This window comes from Cupriavidus sp. GW821-FHT07C08 (genome assembly GCF_059419025.1).
This window is the reverse complement of sequence record NZ_JBWKQZ010000010.1, coordinates 72,196-94,163: the sequence shown is the minus strand read 5'-3', so window position 1 is coordinate 94,163 and position 21,968 is coordinate 72,196. Positions and strand designations below refer to the sequence as shown.

General features: G+C 57.3%; 17 protein-coding genes and 1 pseudogene. 12 read left to right on the top strand and 6 right to left on the bottom strand.

Annotation, left to right across the window (positions count from 1 at the left end; all coding sequences use genetic code 11):
- Positions 1-13: 13 nt before the first annotated feature.
- Positions 14-1,000: a Bug family tripartite tricarboxylate transporter substrate binding protein gene (locus AC07UK_RS15220; protein ID WP_494687349.1), complete on the bottom strand. Its 987-nt coding sequence runs from the start codon at positions 998-1,000 to the stop codon at positions 14-16.
- Between the two features lie 29 nt (positions 1,001-1,029).
- On the bottom strand, positions 1,030-1,875 hold the full coding sequence (locus AC07UK_RS15215; RefSeq protein ID WP_494687350.1) for a fumarylacetoacetate hydrolase family protein: 846 nt from the start codon (positions 1,873-1,875) through the stop codon (positions 1,030-1,032).
- Between the two features lie 137 nt (positions 1,876-2,012).
- On the opposite strand from AC07UK_RS15215, the gene AC07UK_RS15210 reads away from it, so the two are divergent.
- Positions 2,013-2,753, top strand: a complete 741-nt coding sequence (locus AC07UK_RS15210; protein ID WP_494687351.1) for a GntR family transcriptional regulator — start codon at positions 2,013-2,015, stop codon at positions 2,751-2,753.
- Between the two features lie 286 nt (positions 2,754-3,039).
- On the opposite strand, the gene AC07UK_RS15205 is transcribed toward AC07UK_RS15210, so the two are convergent.
- Complete coding sequence (locus AC07UK_RS15205) at positions 3,040-3,951, bottom strand: LysR family transcriptional regulator (protein WP_494687352.1); 912 nt, start codon at positions 3,949-3,951, stop codon at positions 3,040-3,042.
- 235 nt (positions 3,952-4,186) lie between these two features.
- On the opposite strand from AC07UK_RS15205, the gene mdlC reads away from it, so the two are divergent.
- From mdlC to AC07UK_RS15170, 7 genes are all read left to right on the top strand, one after another.
- Positions 4,187-5,830, top strand: a complete 1,644-nt coding sequence (mdlC, locus tag AC07UK_RS15200; protein ID WP_494687353.1) for a benzoylformate decarboxylase — start codon at positions 4,187-4,189, stop codon at positions 5,828-5,830.
- Positions 5,831-5,940: 110 nt separating this feature from the next.
- A complete protein-coding gene (locus tag AC07UK_RS15195) occupies positions 5,941-7,389 on the top strand; it encodes a benzaldehyde dehydrogenase (protein WP_494687413.1) in 1,449 nt (482 codons plus the stop codon).
- Between the two features lie 93 nt (positions 7,390-7,482).
- Positions 7,483-8,505: an MFS transporter gene (locus AC07UK_RS15190; protein ID WP_494687354.1), complete on the top strand. Its 1,023-nt coding sequence runs from the start codon at positions 7,483-7,485 to the stop codon at positions 8,503-8,505.
- Positions 8,451-8,822 carry a hypothetical protein gene (locus AC07UK_RS15185; RefSeq protein ID WP_494687355.1) on the top strand — a complete coding sequence of 124 codons (372 nt, stop codon included), beginning with the start codon at positions 8,451-8,453 and terminating at the stop codon, positions 8,820-8,822. Before AC07UK_RS15190 ends, AC07UK_RS15185 begins: the two co-directional genes overlap by 55 nt.
- A gap of 83 nt (positions 8,823-8,905) precedes the next feature.
- On the top strand, positions 8,906-10,066 hold the full coding sequence (locus AC07UK_RS15180; protein WP_494687356.1) for an alpha-hydroxy-acid oxidizing protein: 1,161 nt from the start codon (positions 8,906-8,908) through the stop codon (positions 10,064-10,066).
- 640 nt (positions 10,067-10,706) lie between these two features.
- Positions 10,707-11,405, top strand: coding sequence for a hypothetical protein (locus AC07UK_RS15175; protein ID WP_494687357.1), 699 nt, complete (start codon positions 10,707-10,709; stop codon positions 11,403-11,405).
- 149 nt (positions 11,406-11,554) lie between these two features.
- Positions 11,555-11,986 (top strand): HU family DNA-binding protein, encoded by a 432-nt coding sequence (locus AC07UK_RS15170; RefSeq protein WP_494687358.1) that lies wholly within the window; start codon positions 11,555-11,557, stop codon positions 11,984-11,986.
- A gap of 50 nt (positions 11,987-12,036) precedes the next feature.
- On the opposite strand, the gene AC07UK_RS15165 is transcribed toward AC07UK_RS15170, so the two are convergent.
- Positions 12,037-15,246 (bottom strand): sensor domain-containing protein, encoded by a 3,210-nt coding sequence (locus AC07UK_RS15165; protein WP_494687359.1) that lies wholly within the window; start codon positions 15,244-15,246, stop codon positions 12,037-12,039.
- A gap of 280 nt (positions 15,247-15,526) precedes the next feature.
- Here AC07UK_RS15165 and AC07UK_RS15160 point away from each other — a divergent pair.
- Together AC07UK_RS15160 and AC07UK_RS15155 are read left to right on the top strand one after the other, a co-directional pair.
- A pseudogene (locus tag AC07UK_RS15160) lies at positions 15,527-15,595 on the top strand (zinc ribbon domain-containing protein); the annotation flags it as partial.
- Positions 15,564-15,719, top strand: coding sequence for a zinc ribbon domain-containing protein (locus AC07UK_RS15155; protein ID WP_494693882.1), 156 nt, complete (start codon positions 15,564-15,566; stop codon positions 15,717-15,719). The pseudogene AC07UK_RS15160 and the gene AC07UK_RS15155, both read left to right, overlap by 32 nt.
- A 176-nt stretch (positions 15,720-15,895) precedes the next feature.
- On the opposite strand, the gene AC07UK_RS15150 is transcribed toward AC07UK_RS15155, so the two are convergent.
- On the bottom strand, positions 15,896-17,605 hold the full coding sequence (locus AC07UK_RS15150) for a methyl-accepting chemotaxis protein (protein ID WP_494687361.1): 1,710 nt from the start codon (positions 17,603-17,605) through the stop codon (positions 15,896-15,898).
- 720 nt (positions 17,606-18,325) lie between these two features.
- Here AC07UK_RS15150 and AC07UK_RS15145 point away from each other — a divergent pair.
- Entirely contained in the window at positions 18,326-19,945 is a 1,620-nt protein-coding gene (locus AC07UK_RS15145; protein ID WP_494687362.1) for a methyl-accepting chemotaxis protein, read from the top strand.
- A gap of 548 nt (positions 19,946-20,493) precedes the next feature.
- The gene (locus AC07UK_RS15140) at positions 20,494-20,820 is read left to right on the top strand and encodes a hypothetical protein (protein ID WP_494687363.1); all 327 of its coding nucleotides are present in this window, start codon (positions 20,494-20,496) and stop codon (positions 20,818-20,820) included.
- Here AC07UK_RS15140 and AC07UK_RS15135 read toward each other — a convergent pair.
- Positions 20,767-21,930: an RNA-guided endonuclease InsQ/TnpB family protein gene (locus tag AC07UK_RS15135; protein ID WP_494687364.1), complete on the bottom strand. Its 1,164-nt coding sequence runs from the start codon at positions 21,928-21,930 to the stop codon at positions 20,767-20,769. The genes AC07UK_RS15140 and AC07UK_RS15135 overlap by 54 nt on opposite strands.
- Between the last annotated feature and the right edge of the window lie 38 nt (positions 21,931-21,968).

Sequence of the window (21,968 nt, the reverse complement as noted above, 5' to 3'; positions counted from 1 at the left end):
CAATTTCGAATGCTTATTGCGTGATGCCGGTTTGCTTGATGAGCGCCGACCATTTCGTCAGCTCTTGCGTGAGGTAGCTAGAGAACGCTGCGGACGATAGCGGTCGCGGTTCCATGCCGCTTTCCATCAGTCCGCGTTGCAGGCCGGGGGCGCGCAGCGCTTCGTTGATCGCAGCGTTAAGCTGCGCCACCACGCCGCTTGGCGTTGCGGCGGGTGCAAGGGCACATACCCAGGTGTAGTCCTCGACGTTCGGGAGGCCCGACTCGGCAATGGTGGGCACGTCCGGCAGTTGTGGATCCCGCTTCAGGCTGCTGATCGCCAACGCCTTTACCTTGCCCGCCTTGATCAAAGGCATGGCGGCCTGCAGCGCCACGCTGGCGACCGGCACCTGGTTGCCCATGGTCGCGGTGAGCGCCTGCGAAGCGCCCTGGAAGGGCACGTGAACCGTATCGATGCCGCCAAGGATGCGCAACACGTGCTCTGCGGTGAGATGCGGCGTGCTGCCGACGCCCGCGCTCCCATAGGAGACGCTTTTTCCCTTGTACAGGCGTAGGTACGCCTTTAGGTCGGCAGCCTGCTCACTCGGATGCACGACCAGCACGTTCGGATTGACCGCGATCAGTGAGACGGGTGCGAAGTCGCGCAGCAGCTGGTAGCCAGGCTGTTTGTACAGGCTCTGATTGACGGTGATCGCGCTAGTTGTGATGAGGACGGTGTATCCATCCGGGGGCTGGCCGGCCACGTATTTTGCGGCGACATTACCGCCGGCACCGGGACGGTTTTCCACGACGACGGATTGCCCCAAGCGCATCCCGACATGCTGAGCCACTAGCCGACCGGCGATATCGGCGGGACCACCTGGCGCGAATGCCACTACGAAGCGGATTGTTTTGGTCGGGTAACCGTCCTTGGTAGCAGCCAGGACATTCATCGGGGAGAGGGCCCAGGCAGCGGTCATCATAGCCACCACGGCCAACGCAAGGCGGCGCTGCGGAATCACGGGCTTGTGCTGTGGTTCGGGCGGCCTGTTCAAAGCTCATCCTCCACGGAGTTGGCAAGCACGCCAATCCCATCAATATGGATCTCGATGGTATCGCCGGGCTTCATGAAAACCGGCGGCGTACGTGGATAGCCAACACCGGCGGGCGTGCCCATGGCGATCACGTCACCGGGTTCCAGGGTTAGGCATTCGGTCAGCAGTGAGATGGTTTCCGCCACATCCCAGATCATGTGGTCGGTGTTGGAATCCTGCATGGTTTGCCCGTTCAGGCGGGACTGGATGCGCAGGCCAGTGGCACCAACGGGCAATTCGTCCGGCGTGACGATCCACGGCCCGAATGCTCCGGTGGCATCGAAGTTCTTGCCGATCGTCCATTGCGCGGTCTTGCGCTGGTAGTCACGCAGCGTCGCATCGTTAAAGCAGGCGTAGCCCGCCACGTAAGACAGCGCATCGGCTCGAGTTGCGTACCGAACCCGCTTGCCGATGACGACCGCGAGTTCGGCTTCGTAGTCAAGCTTATCGGAGCAACGCGGGCGCTGGATGGGTGCATCCGGGGCCAGCATCGAGGTCGCCCCGCGGAAGAAGAAGGCCGGGTATTCCGGCTTAGCGTTTCCGCCTTCCGCGGCGTGATCGTAGTAATTCAGGCCAAGGCAAATGATCTTGCCCGGCCTGGCCAGTGGGGTGAGCAGCCGCACCTTGGAAAGCGGCAGGCGCCTTGCGCTGGCCAAGGTCTCGTTTAAACGGCCCCGTGTCTGGTCGGAAAGTTCGAACCATTCGCTCCAGTCCGCGACACCCACCGCCGCGTCGACGATCTCGGGGCCTTCCACGACGCCGAGTGAGACTTTTCCGTCGCATTCATACCTTGCCAGCCGCATTGCTTCTCCATCCAAGAGGGAAAACGGTTAAATATCGATATTTTTTCCTATACTAAGAAACATCGATATTTTTGTCACTGGGGTTTACGCTTAGGTTACACATGCCCATTGGCTCAAAAAATCGATAAAATTTGCGCATGCGAGCATCACTTTCCCCACCAGTACCTCTTGAGGCAGTCACCGACCAGGCGCGGAAGCCTCCCCCACCGGCCACGGTCGCCAGTTCGGTTTACGAAAGATTGCGGGACGATCTCCTGACAGGCAGCATCGAGCCTGGCTTCAAGTTACGCATCGATGTCATTTGCGAGCGCTACGCCGCGGGCAACACACCAGTGCGCGAAGCGCTGAGCCGCCTTGCGGCTGAAGGGCTGGTTCTGCGCCACGACCAGCGAGGCTTCACTGCCGCTCCCCTTCACCTTGACGAACTTGAAGCACTCACACGCACCCGCTGCGACATCGATCAGCTGGCGCTGAAGGATGCGATGGCCCATTCCTCAACCCAATGGGAAGAGCAAATCGTGCTGGCCCTGCACAGGCTCTCGCGCACTCCGCGTTCCGCACAGGACGATGCCTACGTGCCCAATCGGGAGTGGGAGCAACTACACCGCGAATTTCATCGCAGCCTGATCGCAAATTGCCGCTCCCGCTGGCTCAAGCAGTTCAGCGAGGAGCTTGCGGATCAGGCTTACCGCTATCGTCAATGCTCGATCCGCAATGCTTATGGCGTTCGGGATGTGCATGCGGAGCATGCGGCTGTGGCAGAGGCGGTGCTGAAGGGGGATGTCGAGCTAGCTGTGTCTTTGCTGACGCAACATTACTGGCGAACGGCCGAGTTCATCCAGAAGTCTGTAGAGCAAAACAGCGGGGGAGTTGCGTAGCTTGCCGAAACCGCGAACCTTGTGTGGCCATTCGCGATGGACCGGACTGGGGCATCCGGTTGGTGGCATGCGCCAGGTCCTACTCATCCTCAATCTCTTGGCCCCCTGAGGCCAGCCATCAAGCGGGCATGCGGCTGCGTGCGAACAGGGGTCGCGCCGCCCTCACCTTGCGCATCGATACCGCGAAGGCGCAATAGGTCCGTTTCCTACCAAAGCGAGAATCAACGCCAGGACTCGAGACCTTCCCGAGCAGTTGCTCCATCCAGCGCCCAGCGCAACACCTCCATCATTTCGTATCTTTTGTGGCGAACAGTTCGATCAGCTGATTCCGCATCCAAAGGTTGGCTGGATTCTCGTGCGCTTTCTGGTGCCAGAAAATCGACACCTCGAACTTGGGCATAGCAAGCGGAAAGGGAAAGACTTTGAAGGCGCCGCTCTGGGCAAGTTGGCTCGCAACTCGGTTGGGAATCGTCGACATCAGATCCGTGCAAGCCAGGACGGTGGGAATCGCCATGATGTTCGGGATGCGGGTCACGATATTGGCGTGCTTCTTCACAAGCGTCTCTTCGACAAACCGGTGCCCGCCGCCGACCGAGGTGACCACGGCATGGGCCCCTGCAAGGAAAGTCTTTTGTGTGAGCGATGTCTTCGCGGCAGGATGATCGGCGCGGACTAGCACAACGTACGTTTCTTCTATCAGCTTTGCCGAACGGATTTCTCGTCCCTTGAGCTTGGGGAGATGCCCTATCGCCAGATCGATGCTGCCGTCCGCGAGGCCTGCTCGAATCGCCTCCACGCTGAGCGTTTGCGCCTCAACCTTTACTGAAGGCGCAACAGCGCGAACTCGCTCCAGAAGCCGTGGCAGAAAACTGATCTGCCCCATGTCTGTCATGTGGAAGCGAAAGGTCTGGTCGCTCGTAGCCGGGTCGAACACGTTGCGATGCTCGATCGCACGCCGTGCCTCGGCCAACGCGCTTTCAATTGGCCCTGCGATTTCCTCGGCAAACGCTGTTGGCTGCATCCCTTCGCTTGTCTGCACGAACAGCGGATCGCCGAACATGTTGCGCAGCCGCAAAAGTGCGTTACTCATCGCAGGCTGAGTGATGCCGAAGCGTTCAGCTGCCAGCGAAACGCTATGTGTCTCGTATACAGCATTAAAAACGCTCAGAAGGTTCAAGTCTGCCCGGTAGATATTCATTTTTTGAATTTACTGAATACAGCAAATAAATTGGCTGTATACGATACACGCTTCTACACTTTGGTCAACCTCTGCCATTCCATCGCTCAAGACCGGCTTTCGCGATACCGCAACTGCGGAAATTGGAGCGTCGGTTTCGATAGTGGCCAAAGGTCGGATGCCCATGGGTACCTGCTAATCCCGTTCATCCAATCCAACGCTAGCGCTGCAATGAGCCGGCAGGAAAGTCCGTGCTATGAAAATTCTTGACGACAAGATGACAGCCAACCATCCCCCTGCCCTGCCGGAGCAGGCGCCCAGCAAAGTCACAGTGCGCGAAGCCGTTCTCCAGTTGCTCCGGCATTTCAATATGCATTTGGTCTTCGGCAATCCAGGCTCTACCGAGCTACCTTTGTTTCGCGACTTCCCAAGCGACTTTCGCTACGTACTTGGCTTGCAGGAATCCGTCGTAGTCGGAATGGCGGATGGCTACGCACAGGCTAGTGGCAATGCAGCGTTCGTGAACCTGCATTCGGCCGCCGGCGTGGGCCACGCAATGGGCAACATCTTCACTGCCTATAAGAACAACACGCCGATGGTGATTACCGCCGGTCAGCAAGCGCGTTCGATCTTGCCGTTCGATCCGTTCCTCCATTCCGCGCAGGCAACGGAGCTGCCCAAACCGTACGTAAAGTGGAGTTGCGAGCCTGCCCGTGCGGAAGATGTTCCGCTGGCTATCGCCCGGGCTTACTACCTCGCCATGCAAGAGCCCCGCGGGCCGGTTTTCGTTTCCATACCTGCTGATGACTGGGATAGGAAGACCGACCCGGTAAGCCCACGCGCAATAGGCACGGCATCGCTGCCGGATCCCCGGATCCTGGCGGAAATTGCACAGGCGTTGAACGGCAGTGAGCGTCCCGCCTTTGTGGTCGGCGCGGGAGTCGACAGGAGCAATGCTTGGAAAGAAACCGTGGAACTCGCAGAAAGGCACAAGGCACGCGTCTATGTGGCGCCGATGTCCGCGCGGTGCAGCTTCCCGGAAGACCATCGGCTCTTCGGGGGATTTCTGCCGGCAATGCGAGAAAAGCTGGTCGATCGGCTTGCCGGGCACGACATCATCTTGGTCCTTGGCGCGCCGGCATTTAGCTATCACGTTGAAGGTGCCGGGAGTCACGTTCCTTCCGGGGCAGCGCTGTACCAAATCATCGATGATCCGGCCACTGCCGCGTGGACGCCCACAGGAACAGCTGCAACGGGAAATGTTCGGCTCGCCGTGCAGCATCTTCTGGAGAAATCGGTACCACGTCAGCGTTCTCTCCCCCCGGAACGGGAAGGCATCCCGCGCGTGGCGCCCCCGCCTGCAGGCGAGCGTATGTCGGTCGCCTATGTCATGCAGACACTTTCGGAGCTTCGGCAACCGTCAGACATAGTCGTGGAAGAGGCGCCAAGCTCCCGTCCTGTCATTCAGAAATATTTGCCAATCGTCGAAAGCGGAACTTTCCTCACGATGAGCAGTGGAGGACTTGGATACGGCTTGCCGGCGGCGATCGGCGTGGCGATGGCAAAGCCCAAAGAGAAGGTAATCGCGCTGATCGGCGACGGCTCCAGCATGTATGCCATCCAGGCACTGTGGAGCGCAGCGCAACTCAAGCTGCCGATTACGTTCCTGATTCTTAAGAACCGGCGCTACGCAGCCTTGCAAGACTTCGCCAGTATTTTCGGTTTTGAACCCGGCGAAAGTGTGGAGGGTACAGAACTGCCAGACATCGACTTTGTTTCACTTGCCCAGGGACAGGGTTGCGCCGCTGTCCGGGTCGAGCACACAGGTGACTTTCACGAAACGCTTCTCTCGGCACTGCGTTCGCCGGTGCCTACCTTGGTGGAAATTGAGGTGGCGTAAGCCGATTGAACGTACCCAAATAAAGCATTCCAAGGAGACAAGCAATGACCCAGACAGCCGCTCAAGCCGCCTCGCGCTATACCGCATCCGAGCAAGTGAAGACGCCTTTCATGAATGAGCCGCTATGGCGTGGGAGGTTCTTCAGCCAGCAGTGGACAACCGGCGCCGGCGAGACGTTCCCCGTAATCGACAAGGCGAACGGAGAGGTAATTTCGACGCTCGGGCAGGCATCGCCTGACGATGTACGCAAGGCTGCAAAAGCGGCGAAATCGGCCCAAGACTCTTGGCGTTCCACCTCCTATGAGGCCAGGGCGGACATCTTCCGTCGCGCTGCAACTCTGGTCCACGAACACAGGGAAGAGCTCGCGGTCTGGCTAATGCGTGAAACAGGTGCGATTCGACCCAAGGCAGATGTCGAACTTAAGGCGGCGACTGGCATTCTGAACGCCTCGTGCGCAATGATTACGGAGCCACAAGGTCTTCTGCTGCCGAGCAATGCTGGCCGCATGAGCTTCGCACGTCGCGTGCCGCATGGTGTGGTCGGTGTCATCGCCCCTTTCAATTTTCCGCTGCTCCTTGCCATCCGAGCAGTATCCCCGGCGCTTGCCACTGGAAACGCCGTCATTCTCAAGCCAGATACGCGGACTGCCGTCGCGGGAGGCGTGCTGATCGCACGGATACTGCAGGAAGCCGGCTTGCCTGACGGCGTCTTCCATGTGCTGCCCGGCGGCGTCGATGTCGGCGAAGCGATTTGCACGGATCCGGATATCTCGATGGTCGCCTTCACTGGTTCCACCGGAGCTGGCCGCAGAGTAGGCGAGCTATGCGGAAAGCATTTGAAGAAGGTCTCGCTTGAGCTGGGCGGCAAGAATTCCATGATCATTCTTGAGGATGCCGACCTGGACCTCGCCGCCTCCAACGCCGCCTTTGGTGCCTGGCTTCATCAGGGCCAGATTTGCATGGCAACCGGCCGCATCCTCGCACAACGCAGCATTGCCTCCGCGCTGGTGGACCGTCTCGTCGAAAAAGCCAGTCATCTCAAGGCCGGCAACCCGATGAGCGGCCAGGTGGCTCTCGGTCCCATTATCGGCGAGCAACAGCTCGGCCATATCAACGCGATCGTCCAGGACTCAATCAGTGCCGGCGCGACGCTAAGAGCCGGCGGCAGCTTCGAAGGCCTCTTCTATCAGCCAACAGTATTGGACAACGTCAAGCCGGGCATGCGCGCGTTCGACGAAGAGATCTTCGGGCCCGTGGCTTCGATCACAACGTTCGACTCGGACGACGAGGCTGTGGCGTTGGCAAATGCAACCCAATACGGCCTGTCGGCGTCTGTCATTTCCCGCTCCGTTGGCCGTGCCATGGCAATCGGTAACCAGCTGAAGACAGGCTTGCTACATATCAACGACCAGACCGTTCATGATGAGCCTCATATCCCCTTCGGCGGCCGGGGGCAGTCCGGCAATGGTGGCAGCATCGGCGGGCCGGCCAACTGGGAAGAGTTCACCCAATGGCAATGGGTCACTGTGAAAGACACGCCGCCCAGCTACCCCTTCTAAATGCACCGATTCTGATTGGATCACGGGATCCGGAGACCCCGGAGACCCGGACCAGGGACACTTTTCGGCCGCCAGAACGACAAGGAGACACTCATGCAGTCCACGACACAACAAGAAAGCGGCTACGTCGAGGCAGTACCTACAGACCAGAGCGCCGAAGCAGCGATCCAGCGGCGTACAGTCATTGCCGGCTGCATTGGTACCGCCATCGAATGGTACGATTTTTTTCTGTACGGCCTCATCGCACCGCTGATCTTCGACCAGCTGTTTTTTCCGAAGATGGACCCGGCGGCGGGCTCCATCGCAGTTTTCGCCACCTTCGCGGTAGGGTTCGTCGCTCGTCCTCTTGGTGGAGTGATATTCGGCCATTTCGGAGACAAACTCGGACGCAAGTCGGTACTTCTGATTACTCTGTTGCTGATGGGCCTGTCCACCATGGGGATCGGCTTGTTGCCTGCTTACACGCAGATCGGCATTTACGCCTCCGTCTTCCTAGTCGCGCTTCGTTTCCTGCAAGGCTTCGCTCTTGGTGGTGAGGCGACGGCGGCTGGCCTGATGATCGTGGAGAGCTGTCCGGAGCGCAAGCGCGGCTTGTATGCCGCTTTTATCCAGACTGCCGGGCCTATCGGGGTGATCGGTGCGTCCCTGTCCGCGCTCCTGATTTCGCGTATGCCAGAGGCCGACTTGCTTTCATGGGGCTGGAGGGTGCCGTTCGTGTTCAGTGGCATCCTCGTCGCAGTCGGCCTCTATATCCGCCTGAAGGTCGAGGAGTCGCCAGCGTTTGTTGCCAATCAAGGTGCCGCCGCTACCGCCAAAGTCCCGGCATTGGATGCGCTCCGGAATTTCGGGAAACCCATTGCCATCATCCTCTTCGCCGCAATGGCAGAGACCACCTTCTTTTATGTTACATCGATCTTCTCGCTGTCCTACGTGACGAAGAGCCTCGCTCTACCGAAGGAGATCATCACGACGGCCATACTCATTGCCTGCGTCCTGGCCCTCTTTACACAGTTCCATATTTCGGGTCTCTGTCGGATCGTATCGGACGCAAGGGCATGTTCATGTCGGCAATCCTGCTTGGCGCGATTTATATGTACTTCTTCTTCGGACTCCTGAACACCAGAGATCCGTCGATTATTATTGGAGCAATCATCGTTGCTGCTGGCATCATCCACCCGCTGATGTTCGCCCCCGAAGGGAGCTTTTTTCCCGAACTACTCCCCACGCGAGTCCGCTTCAGCGCCGTATCCATCGGTAAGCAGTTTGGCACTGTCCTCGGCGGCGGCATTGCTCCATTGATTGCCTCGAGCCTCCTGGCGAGCAGCGACGGCAATCCGCGTGTGATTGCGATGTATTACAGCGCGATCGCAGTTGTGGCGCTGTTCGCGTTGTACTTTGCGCGGGAGACCAAGGATCAGAAGATTGCCTACTGAAGACAGGATCACCGCATACTACAGGTCGCCTTCAGCTTGTCGGCATACGGACAAGCAGGCAGTTGGATCAAAGTGGTGAAACAATGAGCAGAACCTGCACGAGCGTCGAGCATTACCGTCAGCTCGCCAAACGCCGCCTGCCAAGGCTCGTTTTTGACTATGTCGATGGGGGTGCTGAGGACGAGTCGACCTTGGCACATAACCGGTCGGCGATTGAGGGAGTCCGCCTGATTCCAAGATGCCTGGTTGACGTCTCAGACCGGCAACTAAAATCCTCACTGTTCGACGAGTCCATTGATATTCCGGTAGTGGTAGCACCCACCGGGCTCAACGGCATGGTGTGGCCCAACGGCGATATCGCGCTGGCCCGGGCAGCCGCTCGCGCGAATGTGCCGTTCGTCCTTTCCACTGCCTCGAACGCGACGATTGAAGAAGTCGCCGACAAAGCAGGAGGGAAGCTGTGGTTCCAGCTCTATATCGTCAATCGGAAGATCGCAGATGACCTTGTAGACCGGGCCCTCCAGGCAGGATACAAGACGCTCATGTTGACGGTCGATGTGCCAGTCAGCGGCAAACGGGAAAGGGATGAGCGCAACGGATTCAAGGTTCCCTTTCGGTTGACGCCTAAGACCATCTTCGATGTCCTGTGTCATCCATCGTGGGCATGGCAGATGGCTCGCCATGGCACGCCACAGCTCCGAAACATTGCTTCTGCACAGGCCGCGGACGTCAACAGTCAGGGTGCCCTGCTTTCGCGCCAAATGGACGCGAGCTTTTCCTGGGATGACCTGAAGCGCCTGCGCGATCGCTGGCCGCATCGGCTGCTGGTGAAGGGTGTTATGAATGCGCAGGATGCAAAGCGTATTATCGATTGCGGCGCAGATGGAGTCATCCTCTCCAACCATGGTGGGCGGCAGCTGGACGGGGCCTGCTCGCCAATTGAGGTACTGCCCGATGTTGCCGCAACAATCAAGAAACCCGTATTGATTGACAGCGGCTTCCGGCGCGGCGTCGATATCGTTAAAGCCCTTGCACTAGGTGCGTCAGCAGTTCAGCTTGGCCGCACGACGCTTTATGGGCTCGGAGCGAGAGGAGAAGACGGAGCCTTCGAGGTACTGTCACTCATCAAGACCGAGATCGACCGCGTCCTCGCACTCATCGGATGCGCAAAAATTTCTGAGCTCTCCGCGCAGTATGTCGCGAAGAATCCCCGCTCGCTGAGCCGCCTGCAAACGCCGCATTAAGGCGAGCTCGTGCACAGCCTTGGAAGATCTCGCTGCTCCGATCGGCGTTTGACCCAATAGAATCGCCGCTCTGCGACCTAGCCTCGCTTCAACGCGTTCCCCCGCGACCATTCTCCGTCGCGCCGGGCTCGTCCCGTGGACCTTACCACCAAGAGCCTTGGTAGACGAAGTACCTTTCCATGAGGCATCCCCAACTTTGGTGGGGCACGCCGGGACGCCCGCTGTGCTAAAGGCTTACATCTGCGTGTCGATAATCAAGTACCGGCCAACTGAATCTTTTGGCCACGCAACTGAATCCTTTGATTCAGCGTAGCTCGGACCAATCACACGCCAAGCAACACCTGACATCACACAGGGCTGGCTGTGCCCCCCAACGACGTGTCTAGTGCAGGCAGGTAGCCCCCGTGTTCCAGTCACCATTGCACCCCTCAGGGCTTCATCTTTTCGAGGACTGCGAGTCCACCCGCGGACAAATACAGTTCGCTCATTCCACAAAAATTAACAGAGGCCTCCCATGAGCGTACCCCCATCACGCATAGCTCGAACTTCGCTTCGGCACTCACGAGTCAAGTTCCAAGAGTCGACAAAGCCAGCAGTATCGTGGGTTGCGGTTGTCACAGTATTCATCAGTGCTCTTGCCTTGTTGGGCACAATCTTCTATTGGGCACAGAAGACTGCCGGTCATGTTTATCGCGAAGCATATCTGCTGACGTTCGGCTTTCAGCCTGATGCCATTCCTTGGAATGCCGACGACCTAGCCGTCCTGGGCTACTTCACTCAGGCGACCGTTCTCTTACTCCTGCTAGTGGCGTTCGTCATCATGGCTGTGGTTACATCACTTTTGATGTTCTGCGCCAACTGGGCCGCTAGTCATTTCGCTCAATTGCAGGCGAAGAAAGATGCCCCACAGAAACGGCAGACGAAAGTAAACCTGGTTACCACTGAGGTTCTCGTCTGCTGGGCGATTGCAGGGATGTTGACGGCGCTCGCCTACTTCATCGCCTTTCCCTTGGCGCTGTTCGATCAAGTGAGAGAAAAAGGATTTCGCGAAGCGGAGAGCACGATAATGGCTATACGCGAATGGAATCTCCGTTCTCTAAAGAAGGATCATTTCAATTTCGTCGAGATTGCTCGCGAAAAAGCAGACCCTGTGTCTGGAGTGGTGATTTCCTGCACGGAGAAATTTTGTGGCCTGTATTCACCGGTCGGCCCGGTTCATTCGCACACTGTGCCTCTCTCAGATATCAAGTCGTGGGCGAAGATTGAGTGGGAGGATGTACCGCTCGAAAAGCGGAGCGATTCGAGCAGGAGCAGCAGGACAAGCGCAGGAGTTCAATAGAAAAAACCTCGTCGACCGATCAGATTTGCACAGCCTATCCGCATACAGCTGGATACCCATTGCAAATGCGGCAGCATTTGCTATTCTTCGCCGGTGCGCTACACGCTGAATCCAGCTTGCAGGCGTGCATTATCCAACCAGACAAGACTATGGCCACGAAAGCAAAACCTGTAGCAAAGACTGCAACGAAGACCGCTGCAAAGAAGGCCGCACCGGCAAAGAAGGTCGCTCCAGCCAAAAAGGCCGCTGCGGCTGCACCTGTCGCGAAACCGCTGAAGGACACATTCAACAAGTCGAGCCTGCTGGCACACCTGATCGCCCAGACTGAACTGGACAAGAAGACCGTTCAGACGGTCCTCGCACATCTTGAGAACACCATGGTTAGCGCGATTCACAAGAAAGGCGCTGGGGAGTTCACCCTGCCTGGCCTTTTCAAGGTGTCGGCAATCCAGGTGCCGGCCACCAAGAAGCGCTTCGGCAAGAACCCGTTCACCGGCCAGGACCAGTGGTTCGCGGCCAAGCCGGCCTCGGTAAAGGTAAAAGTGCGGCCGCTCAAGAAGCTGAAGGACGCTGCGCTGTAATTGTACGTACAGCCTCTCCGCCCTAAAAGGGCGGAGATTCGCGACAACTCTTAGTTTCCTCGCTCTAAGGGAAGGCGCCTTGGCAGCATCGTCATCTCTAGCTTCGGCAAGGGTCTACTAAAGAGAAAACCCTGTGCGAACTGACAGCCATTAGCCGCGAGAAATGCAGCCTGCTCGACGGTCTCGACGCCTTCGGCGATAACTTCCTGCCCCATGCAATTAGCAATAGACAGAATCGCCTTAACCAATTCTGCGTGACGTTGGCCAAGCATCGCCTTGCTTACGAACGATTTATCAATCTTCAGCGTGTCGATGGGAAAGCGTGCTAGATAGCCAAACGCGGAGTAGCCCGTACCGAAATCGTCAATGGCGATAGAGAGCCCCATCGATTTGAAGGTTGAAAGCGTCTCCGATGTCGCCTCGTTTTCCTCAAGCAGCAGGTTTTCGGTAATTTCGATCTCCAGCCATTGCGGTTCGCAGCCCGTTTCGCAAAGAATCTGCGCCACTGTGCGGGCCAGCCCCCGGTACTGGAATTGTTTGGGGGAGAGGTTCACTGCCACCCTGTGTAGACCATTTCCGCCAACGTTCCATTCGGCCGCCGTACGGCAGGCTTCCCGCAGCACCCATTCTCCAAGCTTAACGATGAGGCCGGTTTCCTCGGCAATCGGGATGAACTCGCTCGGCGCAACGAGGCCCACGTCGGGCCGATGCCATCTGATTAGCGCTTCCGATCCGGTCACATCGTGATTTTTGAGGGAGACCTTGGGCTGGTAGTGCAACTCAAGTTCCCCACGCTCGATCGCGCGACGCAGATCCGATTCAAGCGCAAGCCGCTTAGCGGCATCGATGGTTAGATCTTTCGAATAGAAACTGAATCCACGCCGGCCAGTACGCTTCGCCTGATACATTGCCGAGTCCGCGTACTTCATCAGATCGTCGGCGTCGGCACTATCTTCCGGATACTGTGCAATGCCCAGGCTGCAGGAAATGAACACCTCCCTGCCGTTGAGCATGAAGCCTTCGTCCAACTTGGTGATGATCGCCTTCGCAATATCTTCAAGGACCTCGCGGCTTCCGGCATCCGGCAGCAGAACAGCGAACTCATCTCCGCCCAGACGAGCCACGGTATCGATGGGGCGAACGCAGCTGCTCAGGCGGTCTGCAGCCTCGCACAGCAGTTCGTCACCGACCGCATGGCCTAGAGTATCGTTTACTCCCTTGAAACGATCCAGGTCGATCACCATCACGGCACCCGCAGCGCAATTCACTGCGTCAGCCGCAAACGTTCTCCGCAGACGCTCGTCGAGCGATGCCCGGTTTGGTAGGGATGTAAGGGGATCGTAATAAGCCATTCGCTGGATATACTCACGTGTGGCGCACAATTCCGTGATGTCGCGCCCCACCGCCAGCACGCTTGCCACCGTGCCATCCGTACCGAACTCTGGGGTCAGTCTGACCAGATTGCAAAGATCCTTGCCATCCTCAAGTTTCAACTTGAGCTCAAATTCGCTCTCGCCCCCACTCTCGAAGACCTCAGTCAGCCTTCGCTCGTAATCGTACGAACAATGTCCCTGCAGATACTCGGAAGGCAATTTTCCGAGCATCGTGGCGGGCTCAACGCCGAACAGACCCGCGCAGGTCGGGTTGATGTAGAGGCATCTCAGATCGTTACCATGACGCACGATGACGTCGGGGGAATGCTCGACGAGAGTACGGAACTCTCGCTCGCGATCGGCGAGCCGCTCTTCCAAACGCTTGCGCTTGGTGATGTCCCGGGCGAGCCCGAGCACCCCGGTTACCTTACCATCGATGTCGAATACGGGTACCTCGCGCGTTTCGAACAAGACTCGTTCTGCAGTGTCTGGATAGACGACCCACTCCTCGTTGACACGAACACGCCTTGCCTTAATCGCCTCCCAGTCCATTTCACGAAAGAAGGCAGCCAATTCCGGGTTGAACAGGTCATGATCCGTCTTCCCAAGGATTTCCCGTTCCTGCTTGCCGACAAAGTGTTCGAACGCGTGGTTGCACGACAGGTACACTCCGTCGGCGCTCTTATGCCACACCATGTCTGGAATTGCTTGTAGCATGCTCAAGAGCCGCGCGTGCGCCATATTGAGCGCTTGTTCCGCCTCCTTGCGAGCGGTAACGTCGCGCGATAAGACAACAAATGTCGCGGCGAGCGGCGCCTCGCCTCCTAGCTTCGCAGCTGAAAGCTCAAACCAGCGCCTTTCGCCATTCGGCAAGTCCAGAGTGATGAAATGCCCGTCAGCCTTACCCTTTTTGTCGGCCTCCTCAATGGACTTCATCGCCGCAGCCGCTTGCTGCGGTTCGAGCACCTCCGAAACAGTCCTGCCTAGAAGCGTTTCCCTGCGCGCGGCCAGTAGATTGTCATGGTTGGTCCAGATATTCAGATAACGACCGTCTCGGTCGACTTCAAAAAGCACATCGGGAATGGCTGCGACGACCCCTTCCATGACCTCAAGCGCGTGCTTGAGTTCTTCCTGGGCCCGATTTTGCTCCGTCAAGTCAACGATCGCACCAATCAACCCCGCGGCACGGCCTTGCCTGTCCTGAAACACCGCCTTGGTGACCGACACCTCGCGTTCCTGCTGCAGCTCGTTCCTTGTTCTCAATTCATGCTTTTGTAGGCCGCCGTTGACAAAGAGCGCTTCATCGATGTCGTGGTAGATCTGCGCGAGCTCATAGGGGTGAGTATCGAAGACAGTTTTGCCAAAGAAATGCTCTCTTGGCGCACCGAAGAATGTCTCGAATTCCTTGTTCACGCGGAAGTATCGGCCCTCCCGGCTTTTCGAGAAGACCGGGACTGGGATCGTATCGATCAGTGTATTGAGAAAATCCTCTCGTTCTTGAAGTTTTGCCTCCGCCTGCTTGCGTGCCGTGATGTCGAAGCAAACAGCGAGAACACTGAGGTTGATGTCAGAAGCCGTTGGAACTACAAGGCGGACAAAACAAGAATTACTTCCGAAGAGGAGAGGTGAATCGCACGCAAGTTCAAGATCGCGCGGCGCACCCGTCTCGGCAACCTCTCGAATCGCGCTTTCGTATAGCTCCAGGTTCTCCGAAGAAAGCAGTTCCGCATCGCTTGGCAACGTTGATGCGTGGCCGACTTTGCGACGCAGCATCTCGACTGCGGCAGGATTCGCATAACGCCGTTGGTATAGGGCGTCATACCCGAGAATGGGAACGGGCAAGTCACCTGCCAGAATGCAATACTCGCATTCGATGCTCTCTGACATGGCATTGGCTCGATCAACGCGGTCGGTTGAGTGCATCAGTTTGTTTCACCCTGCAGTTTCTTCAGAATCATACTCGAGGTGGTCCTCGGCCTTTCCGATGCGAGAGGCGACTGGGACGGCCCGCGTTCTCGATCTAGTCCATCTATTTCGTTTACGGCAGCTGGCCAAATAACTGGAAGCTGACCTATGTAAGAATTTACTGATTTTCTTGTAGTCGAGCACCGCACATCGAAACGCTCAGCTTGGAGCGTTCCGGCCCATGCTTTAGTATAAATGCGATGGCGCAGGCGTGTGGCTCGAGGAAGTTGATGAACGCTATTCCACTCAGACCTGTTCCTGCTGCAGGCTCTACGGCTCGCGTAGGTCTCGCAGGATTAAGCCTGCGAAAATGGACCTGTTCGGTGTGCCAAACAAGACACGACCGAGACGTCAATGCGGTGAGGTCATCCTGCGCATGGGCATGGGGCTATTGAGAATGGAAGAAGCGTTTAAGTTCCACCGAGTGATAGATCTGCAATGGACGTCCTCTCCGCCCGAAAGGACGGAGATTCCTTCTGCAAGAGGGGCACGTCTGCCCCCCGCCCCTGACGAGGCCTTATTACAGCGGCTTGACCGGCCGCCGCGGCAAAAGCGAGTAGACTTCTGCTAATCAGAAGCTATGCCAATCCCCACCTTCTGCCGATGCCGGAGCCTGATTGCTCTTGACGGCAATCCTGGCCAAGGGACGTCCTGCGGGCTCACGTGATTTTCCCGGCATTGCAACTCCGCTTGCCGGTCGTGTCGGTGTGGATGATTGAACGATAGAGAATCTTGAAGACTCAGCCGATTCATTCCCGAGCTTGAAGAACATGACTACCTGCTTCATCTTGCCAGCCTGCTCCTGCATCGACTGGGCCGCCGCCGCCGCTTCTTCTACCAAAGCAGCGTTCTGCTGGGTCACTTCGTCGATCTGATTGACTGCCTGATGCACCTGCTCGATGCCCTTAGTCTGCTCCTCGGAAGCGGCAGAGATTTCTTCGATAACGTCGGAGACCTGCGTGATTGCCTTATCGATCTGACTGAAAGCAACGTTTACGCTACTCACTCGTTGGGCGCCTTCATTCATTTTAAGCGCCGACGCCCCAAGCAGTTCTTTGATTTCCTTCGCTGCACCTGATGCACGTTGTGCGAGGGACCGAACCTCCCCTGCCACCACGGCGAAGCCGCGCCCCTGTTCGCCTGCGCGGGCTGCTTCGACGGCGGCATTGAGCGCCAGAATATTGGTTTGGAAGGCGATCCCTTCGATCATTCCGGTAATCTCAGCAATCCTCGCGGCGTCAGAGTTGATCTCATCAATGGCTTCTACCATGGCTGCGACTTCCTGGCCGCCCATACCTGCCACCTCTCGCGCCTTGACGGCCAACGAACTGGCCTGCCTAGCGTTCTCGGCGTTCTGCCTCACCGTCTCGGTCAACTCAGTCATGCTCGCCGCAGTCTGCTCCAGCGACGCAGCCTGCTGCTCAGTGCGAGCTGACAGGTCTTGATTGCCCGCAGCTATCTGGCTAGTCGAGGTAGCAATCGAATCAGCACCGACGCGTACCTCCGAGACGGCCCGTGCAAGACTGTCATTCATCTGTTTCAGCGAGAGGAGAAGAAGGCCAGTCTCATCTTTCGCTTCAACTTCTATCTTGCAGCTCAGATCTCCGTTGGCAACGGTGTGCGCAACCTTGATAGCCTTGCGCAAGGGAATGATAAGGGAACGGCCGAGCCACACCGACAGACCAATACCCACTATGAACGCCAAAGCGGCGAGGCAAAACAGCTTGGTGCGTGTGGCCTGATAGATTCCTGCAGCTTGATTGCCGGTCTCGATAACACTTTCGGTCTGATGCCTGATCAGCCCCTTGAGAGCATCGAAGTAGCTCCGTTGATCCTCGCGCAACTTGGTCAGAAACAGTTCTTTGGCTTCCTGCCTCTTCCCGGAAGCAGCCAGCTCCATAAATTCATTTTGCGACGTTCCATATCGATTCCTGGCTTCCAAAACGTTCCGGAGCAACTCATTTCCTCGCTCCGATCTGACGGCAGCTTCCAATCGGGAGTAGTTCTTGGAACTTTCTTCTTGACCATCCAGAATAGTCTGCCTTTCTCGATCAATATCGGATTTATTTTCCAAAAGCAGGATATTCGCCATGCCACTGGAGTTTCGATTAACGATATCAATAATATCGTACGCCAAAACTACCTTATTGTATTTATCCTCTACAATAAATTTCGTTGCGTCGCTCAACAACCCCGAGCCTGACATGCCAAGCCATGTGCAGACTGCAAAAAGAGAAAGGAACAAGACGGAAGTTAGCCCAAATCGGGTTGCAATATTCATTTTCCCCGTATTCATTTAAAATTCCCCTATATTTAGTTTTCTTCAGCGCTTGCGCTCACCGATCCGGACCTCGCTACTCTCGTGAAGCGCTGGAATTGGAGCGAAACGCACAACCATGCATCCCTCAGAGTTACCCCAAGGATTGAATAACCATCCGCCATCAGGGTAAACGGCTCGAATGGTCAGCTTCTAAATTTAGGTAAATACTGATTTCTTATTAAGGAAATGCTTATATATGAGGTTTGTGAGCAGCGACGCAAGTAAATCGGTAACTGCGATAGCCCGAGCGCGTGGTTCGAGGAGGTCACTGAACGCCCCACGCAGACCTGTTCCCGCTGCCTGTTGGGAATCGCAAACGGTCCCGACTCTCAAAAACATTCGACACTGTCGTTGTTGGTGGATGACGCCGCACCACAGCTCTGTAAGGAACCGCCTACCACCGATGAGGGGTTCTTAGTTGCCCGCCTTTTGCCGATGAATGAGCTGGCTTTCTGATGGGAAAATCGGCTTTTCGATCCAGGAGCCGACTAGAGGTAGGGTGGTGCATGACACCTCTTGCCCCTATTCCCTATGCGTACGCATCCACGATGCATTCGTCTGAGATCGTTCCGCAATCCCCGACACCAATGCCTGCCTCTTCCCCCTACAGCCGCCTTCGCGGCGACGCTCGTCGCTTGAGGCACTTTACCGTTAAATTAGTTTCCTAATCCGAGCCGCACCGTGAACCACTGGACCATTCGAACTCGCATCTTGGCCAGCTTCGCTCTCATCCTGCTGATAATGGGGCTGATGGGGGTAGTCGCGTTCAACCGACTTTCTGCAATACATCACGAAAGCGACAGCATGCAAAAGGATGCGTTGCCGGGACTCCATTTCAGTACTGCAATGCGCGCGACATGGGGAGAACTCTACGTCCTTGGCTGGCAAACAATGACCGCTACCAGTGACGAAGAACGCCAGCGGTATTTCATACTGACCCGCGACGCCCAGCAGCGTTTAAACGCATTCGAGCAAAGCTACGAAGCCACTATCGTCAGTGATGACGACAGAACGCGCTTCCATGCGTACAAGGCAATCCGTGCCAAATACGAACAAATGTCGCGTATGTTCAGCGAATCTAGTTCCTGGCAAGGCGCAACAGCAGCCCAGGCTGCTCTTCTTGGTCCGCTCCATACCACCTGGGTCGAGGGCCGCAAAGCCGCGCAGGCGCTGGTGGATAACAGCGATAGCAAGGCCGACCGAGCAGCCTCCGGCATCACCCGCTCCGTTGAGTTGGCAAAGATGAGCATATCGGTGTCCTTGCTCGTAGCGGTTGTTGCTGCTGCGATCTGCGGACATCTGGTATTGCGCACGATCACCGTGCCAATGCAGGGCATCGTGGGACTGCTAGCCAACTTGCGCGGTGGCGACCTGCGCCATCGCCTGGCCCTGAACCGCAAGGACGAGTTCCTGGCCGTGGAGCAAGGCTTCAATCGGATGGCGGGGGACCTCACTGGGCTGGTCGAGCACACTCAGCGGTCTGCCATACAAGTAACCACTTCGGTGAACGAGATCGCAGCAACCGCACGTCAACAGCAGGCTACCGCCACTCAGACTGCCGCAACCGCCGCAGAGATTAGCGCCACTTCGCGCCAGATCTCCGCCACGTCGCTCGATCTTGTACGCACCATGGACGAAGTGTCCGGCGCTGCGGAACAAACCGCCGGCCTAGCCGGTAAGGGCCAGTTGATTCTGGCCCACATGGGTACCACCATGGACCACGTGATGGAGACCGCTGGTTCCGTCCATGCCAAGTTGGCCACTCTCAACGAGAAAGCTGGCGATATCAGCCATGTGGTCACCGCGATTGCCAAGGTCGCAGACCAGACGAACCTGTTGTCACTCAATGCCGCCATCGAGGCCGAGAAGGCGGGAGATGTCGGTCGCGGCTTCTCCGTTGTCGCCACCGAAATCCGCCGCTTGGCGGACCAGACCGCAGTTGCCACCTACGACATTGAGCGGATCGTGCGCGAAATCCAGTCTGCTTTGGCTTCCAGTGTCATGAGCATCGACAAGTTCATCGAGGAAGTGCGGCGTGGAATCTCCGAAGGAGCGGAGGTCAGCGATCAGATGTCTCAGATCATCGGTGAGGTGCAGTCGTTGGCTCCGCGAGTGCAGTTGGTCAACGAGGGCGTCCAGGCTCAGGCTGAGAACGCCGATCAGATTAATCACGCCCTAATGCAATTGTCCGAGGCGGCCGGGCAAACTGTCGAATCGCTACGCCAATCGGGCCAGGCGATTGACCAGCTAACGGTGGTTGCCAACGACCTGCGTACCGGTGTGTCGCGCTTCCATGTCTGATTGCAATACGAGGCAACAGGATGCAGTACCCAGAGGGGACTCGTAGCGTGGCTGGAGGAGAAATCCCATATACACGCCGCTTGCTCGACTATGACCGTGGCGTAGCGGTGGCCTGGTTTTTGGTAAGGCGAAGGCGAAGGGCGCTCTCCGTCCGGTGATCACGCCTCGGATCCTCAGGCATGCGGACCCATGGGGCCGCTACCGCCACCCCAATTGGTGGGGCGGCGAAAACCCGGCGTCAATTTTCTCCATGCCTGGCACTCGGTCAGGCACGATTCGATAACATTGGATTCCATATGGGCCATCCCCGCTCCGACCGTCGCGCGTGCTGATGCGTCCGAGCGGTTGGGGCGTAGATTGGGGCAAGGTCGGTAATCTGCGTTGTCACGGGAGATATTGTTTTTTCCGGTGCGGAGCAAGAATAAGCAGTTGCGGAGACGTTCTTCAAGAATTTGATTGGAGATATTCGCGGAGAATTATCCTCCGATACTCCTGTGCATTTCGTCTGTTTCCCTGGTAATCACGATGGGACATTCAAAGCATCTTCCATGGCGCGCGATATTTTGATTGAGCGCGTGCGTGAAGCCGGGGAAGCTGCAATTGAAGACAGCGTTGTCTCGCTCTGTACCGAACCTCAGGCCGCGTACTTTGCCTTCGAAAAGCGCATGACATCTGCGGAAGTTATTATTGGCGATCCCTTGTGGAAACAGTACCGAATTTGCATCGGTGAAAAACGTATTGGCATCAGCGCTATAAATGCAGCTTGGATGTCTAAGGTTCCAGACGGGCAAACTGGTCTTTCCGTTGACGTCCTCTCCGCCCTAAAGGACGGAGATTCCTTCTGCAAGAGGGGCACGCCCGCCCCCGGCTTCTGACGAAGCCTCATTCACAGCGGCTTTACCGGCCGCTGTGGCAAATGCCTGTTCCATGCTAAACAGTCCCGTACGCAGGATATTCTTTGCTGCGTTGACATCGCGCTCGTGTGAGGTTTGACACACCGGACAGGTCCACTCTCTGATGCTGAGAGCCTCCTGCCCCGTGGGACCTGTTCGAGCCTCGCAGCAGGAACAGGTTTGCGTGGAATAGCGTTCATCGACCTCCTCGAACCACACCCCCGCGCTATCGCATTTGTACTGGAGCATGGTGCGGAACGCGCTCCAGCCCGCATCCAACACAGACTTGGCCATGTTGGTCTGGGCGAGCGCGGAGGCGTTCACGTTGCCGATGAAGATAGCACCATACTTCCGTACGATCGCCGTGGACTGCTTGTGCAGAAAGTCATTTCTGCAATTCCTGACTTTGGCGTGAAGGGCGGCGACGCGCTTCTTCTTGCACGCCCGCTGGGCCTTGCCGAGCGCCGCTTCATACCGACGGTAGAACCGCTGGGCCGCCAGCACTTGCCCGTCGCTTGTCGCGGCGAAGTCCTTCAGTCCCAAGTCGATGCCGACCGAAGCTCGGCCTTCCGAGCGCGCAGCGACTGGCACCTTGACAGTCACGTTCAGGTACCAGCGCCCACTGGCATCCTCACTGAAGTTGCCGGCCCGTAGGTCGTATCCCGACAAACCGTAGCTGTCCCACAGCGACAACCAGCGGCCGTTGAAGCGCACCTGGCCGTGCCCATATTTCAGCGCTCCGGTTTTGAACGGAACCCAGCCCAAGCTACGGCGGGCCCCGCCGCTGGCGCGCCAACGCAGCTTGACCTTCTTGAATTGTTTTCGACGGCGACAATACTCTTGCCCGATCTCCTGCACCGTGTGGCTATGCAAGCCCAGCCCTGCCTTGGTCGCGCCGTCGGTGTACTTCTGCAACTCGTAGGCCCCGATAAAGCGCCGCTCACGCTCGAACACGCGCGCCGAAAGTTCATTGGCGAAATTCCACACGAAGTTCACCTCCCGCGCCTGCGCACGAAGCCAGGCGGCGTGTTTGTCCTTGATGCGCAGGCGCAGGACGCGAGTGACGGTCGGAGTAGGAGAGGAAGCTAACATACCGAGTCTAAGACTCGGTTTTAGCCTTCTCCCATATC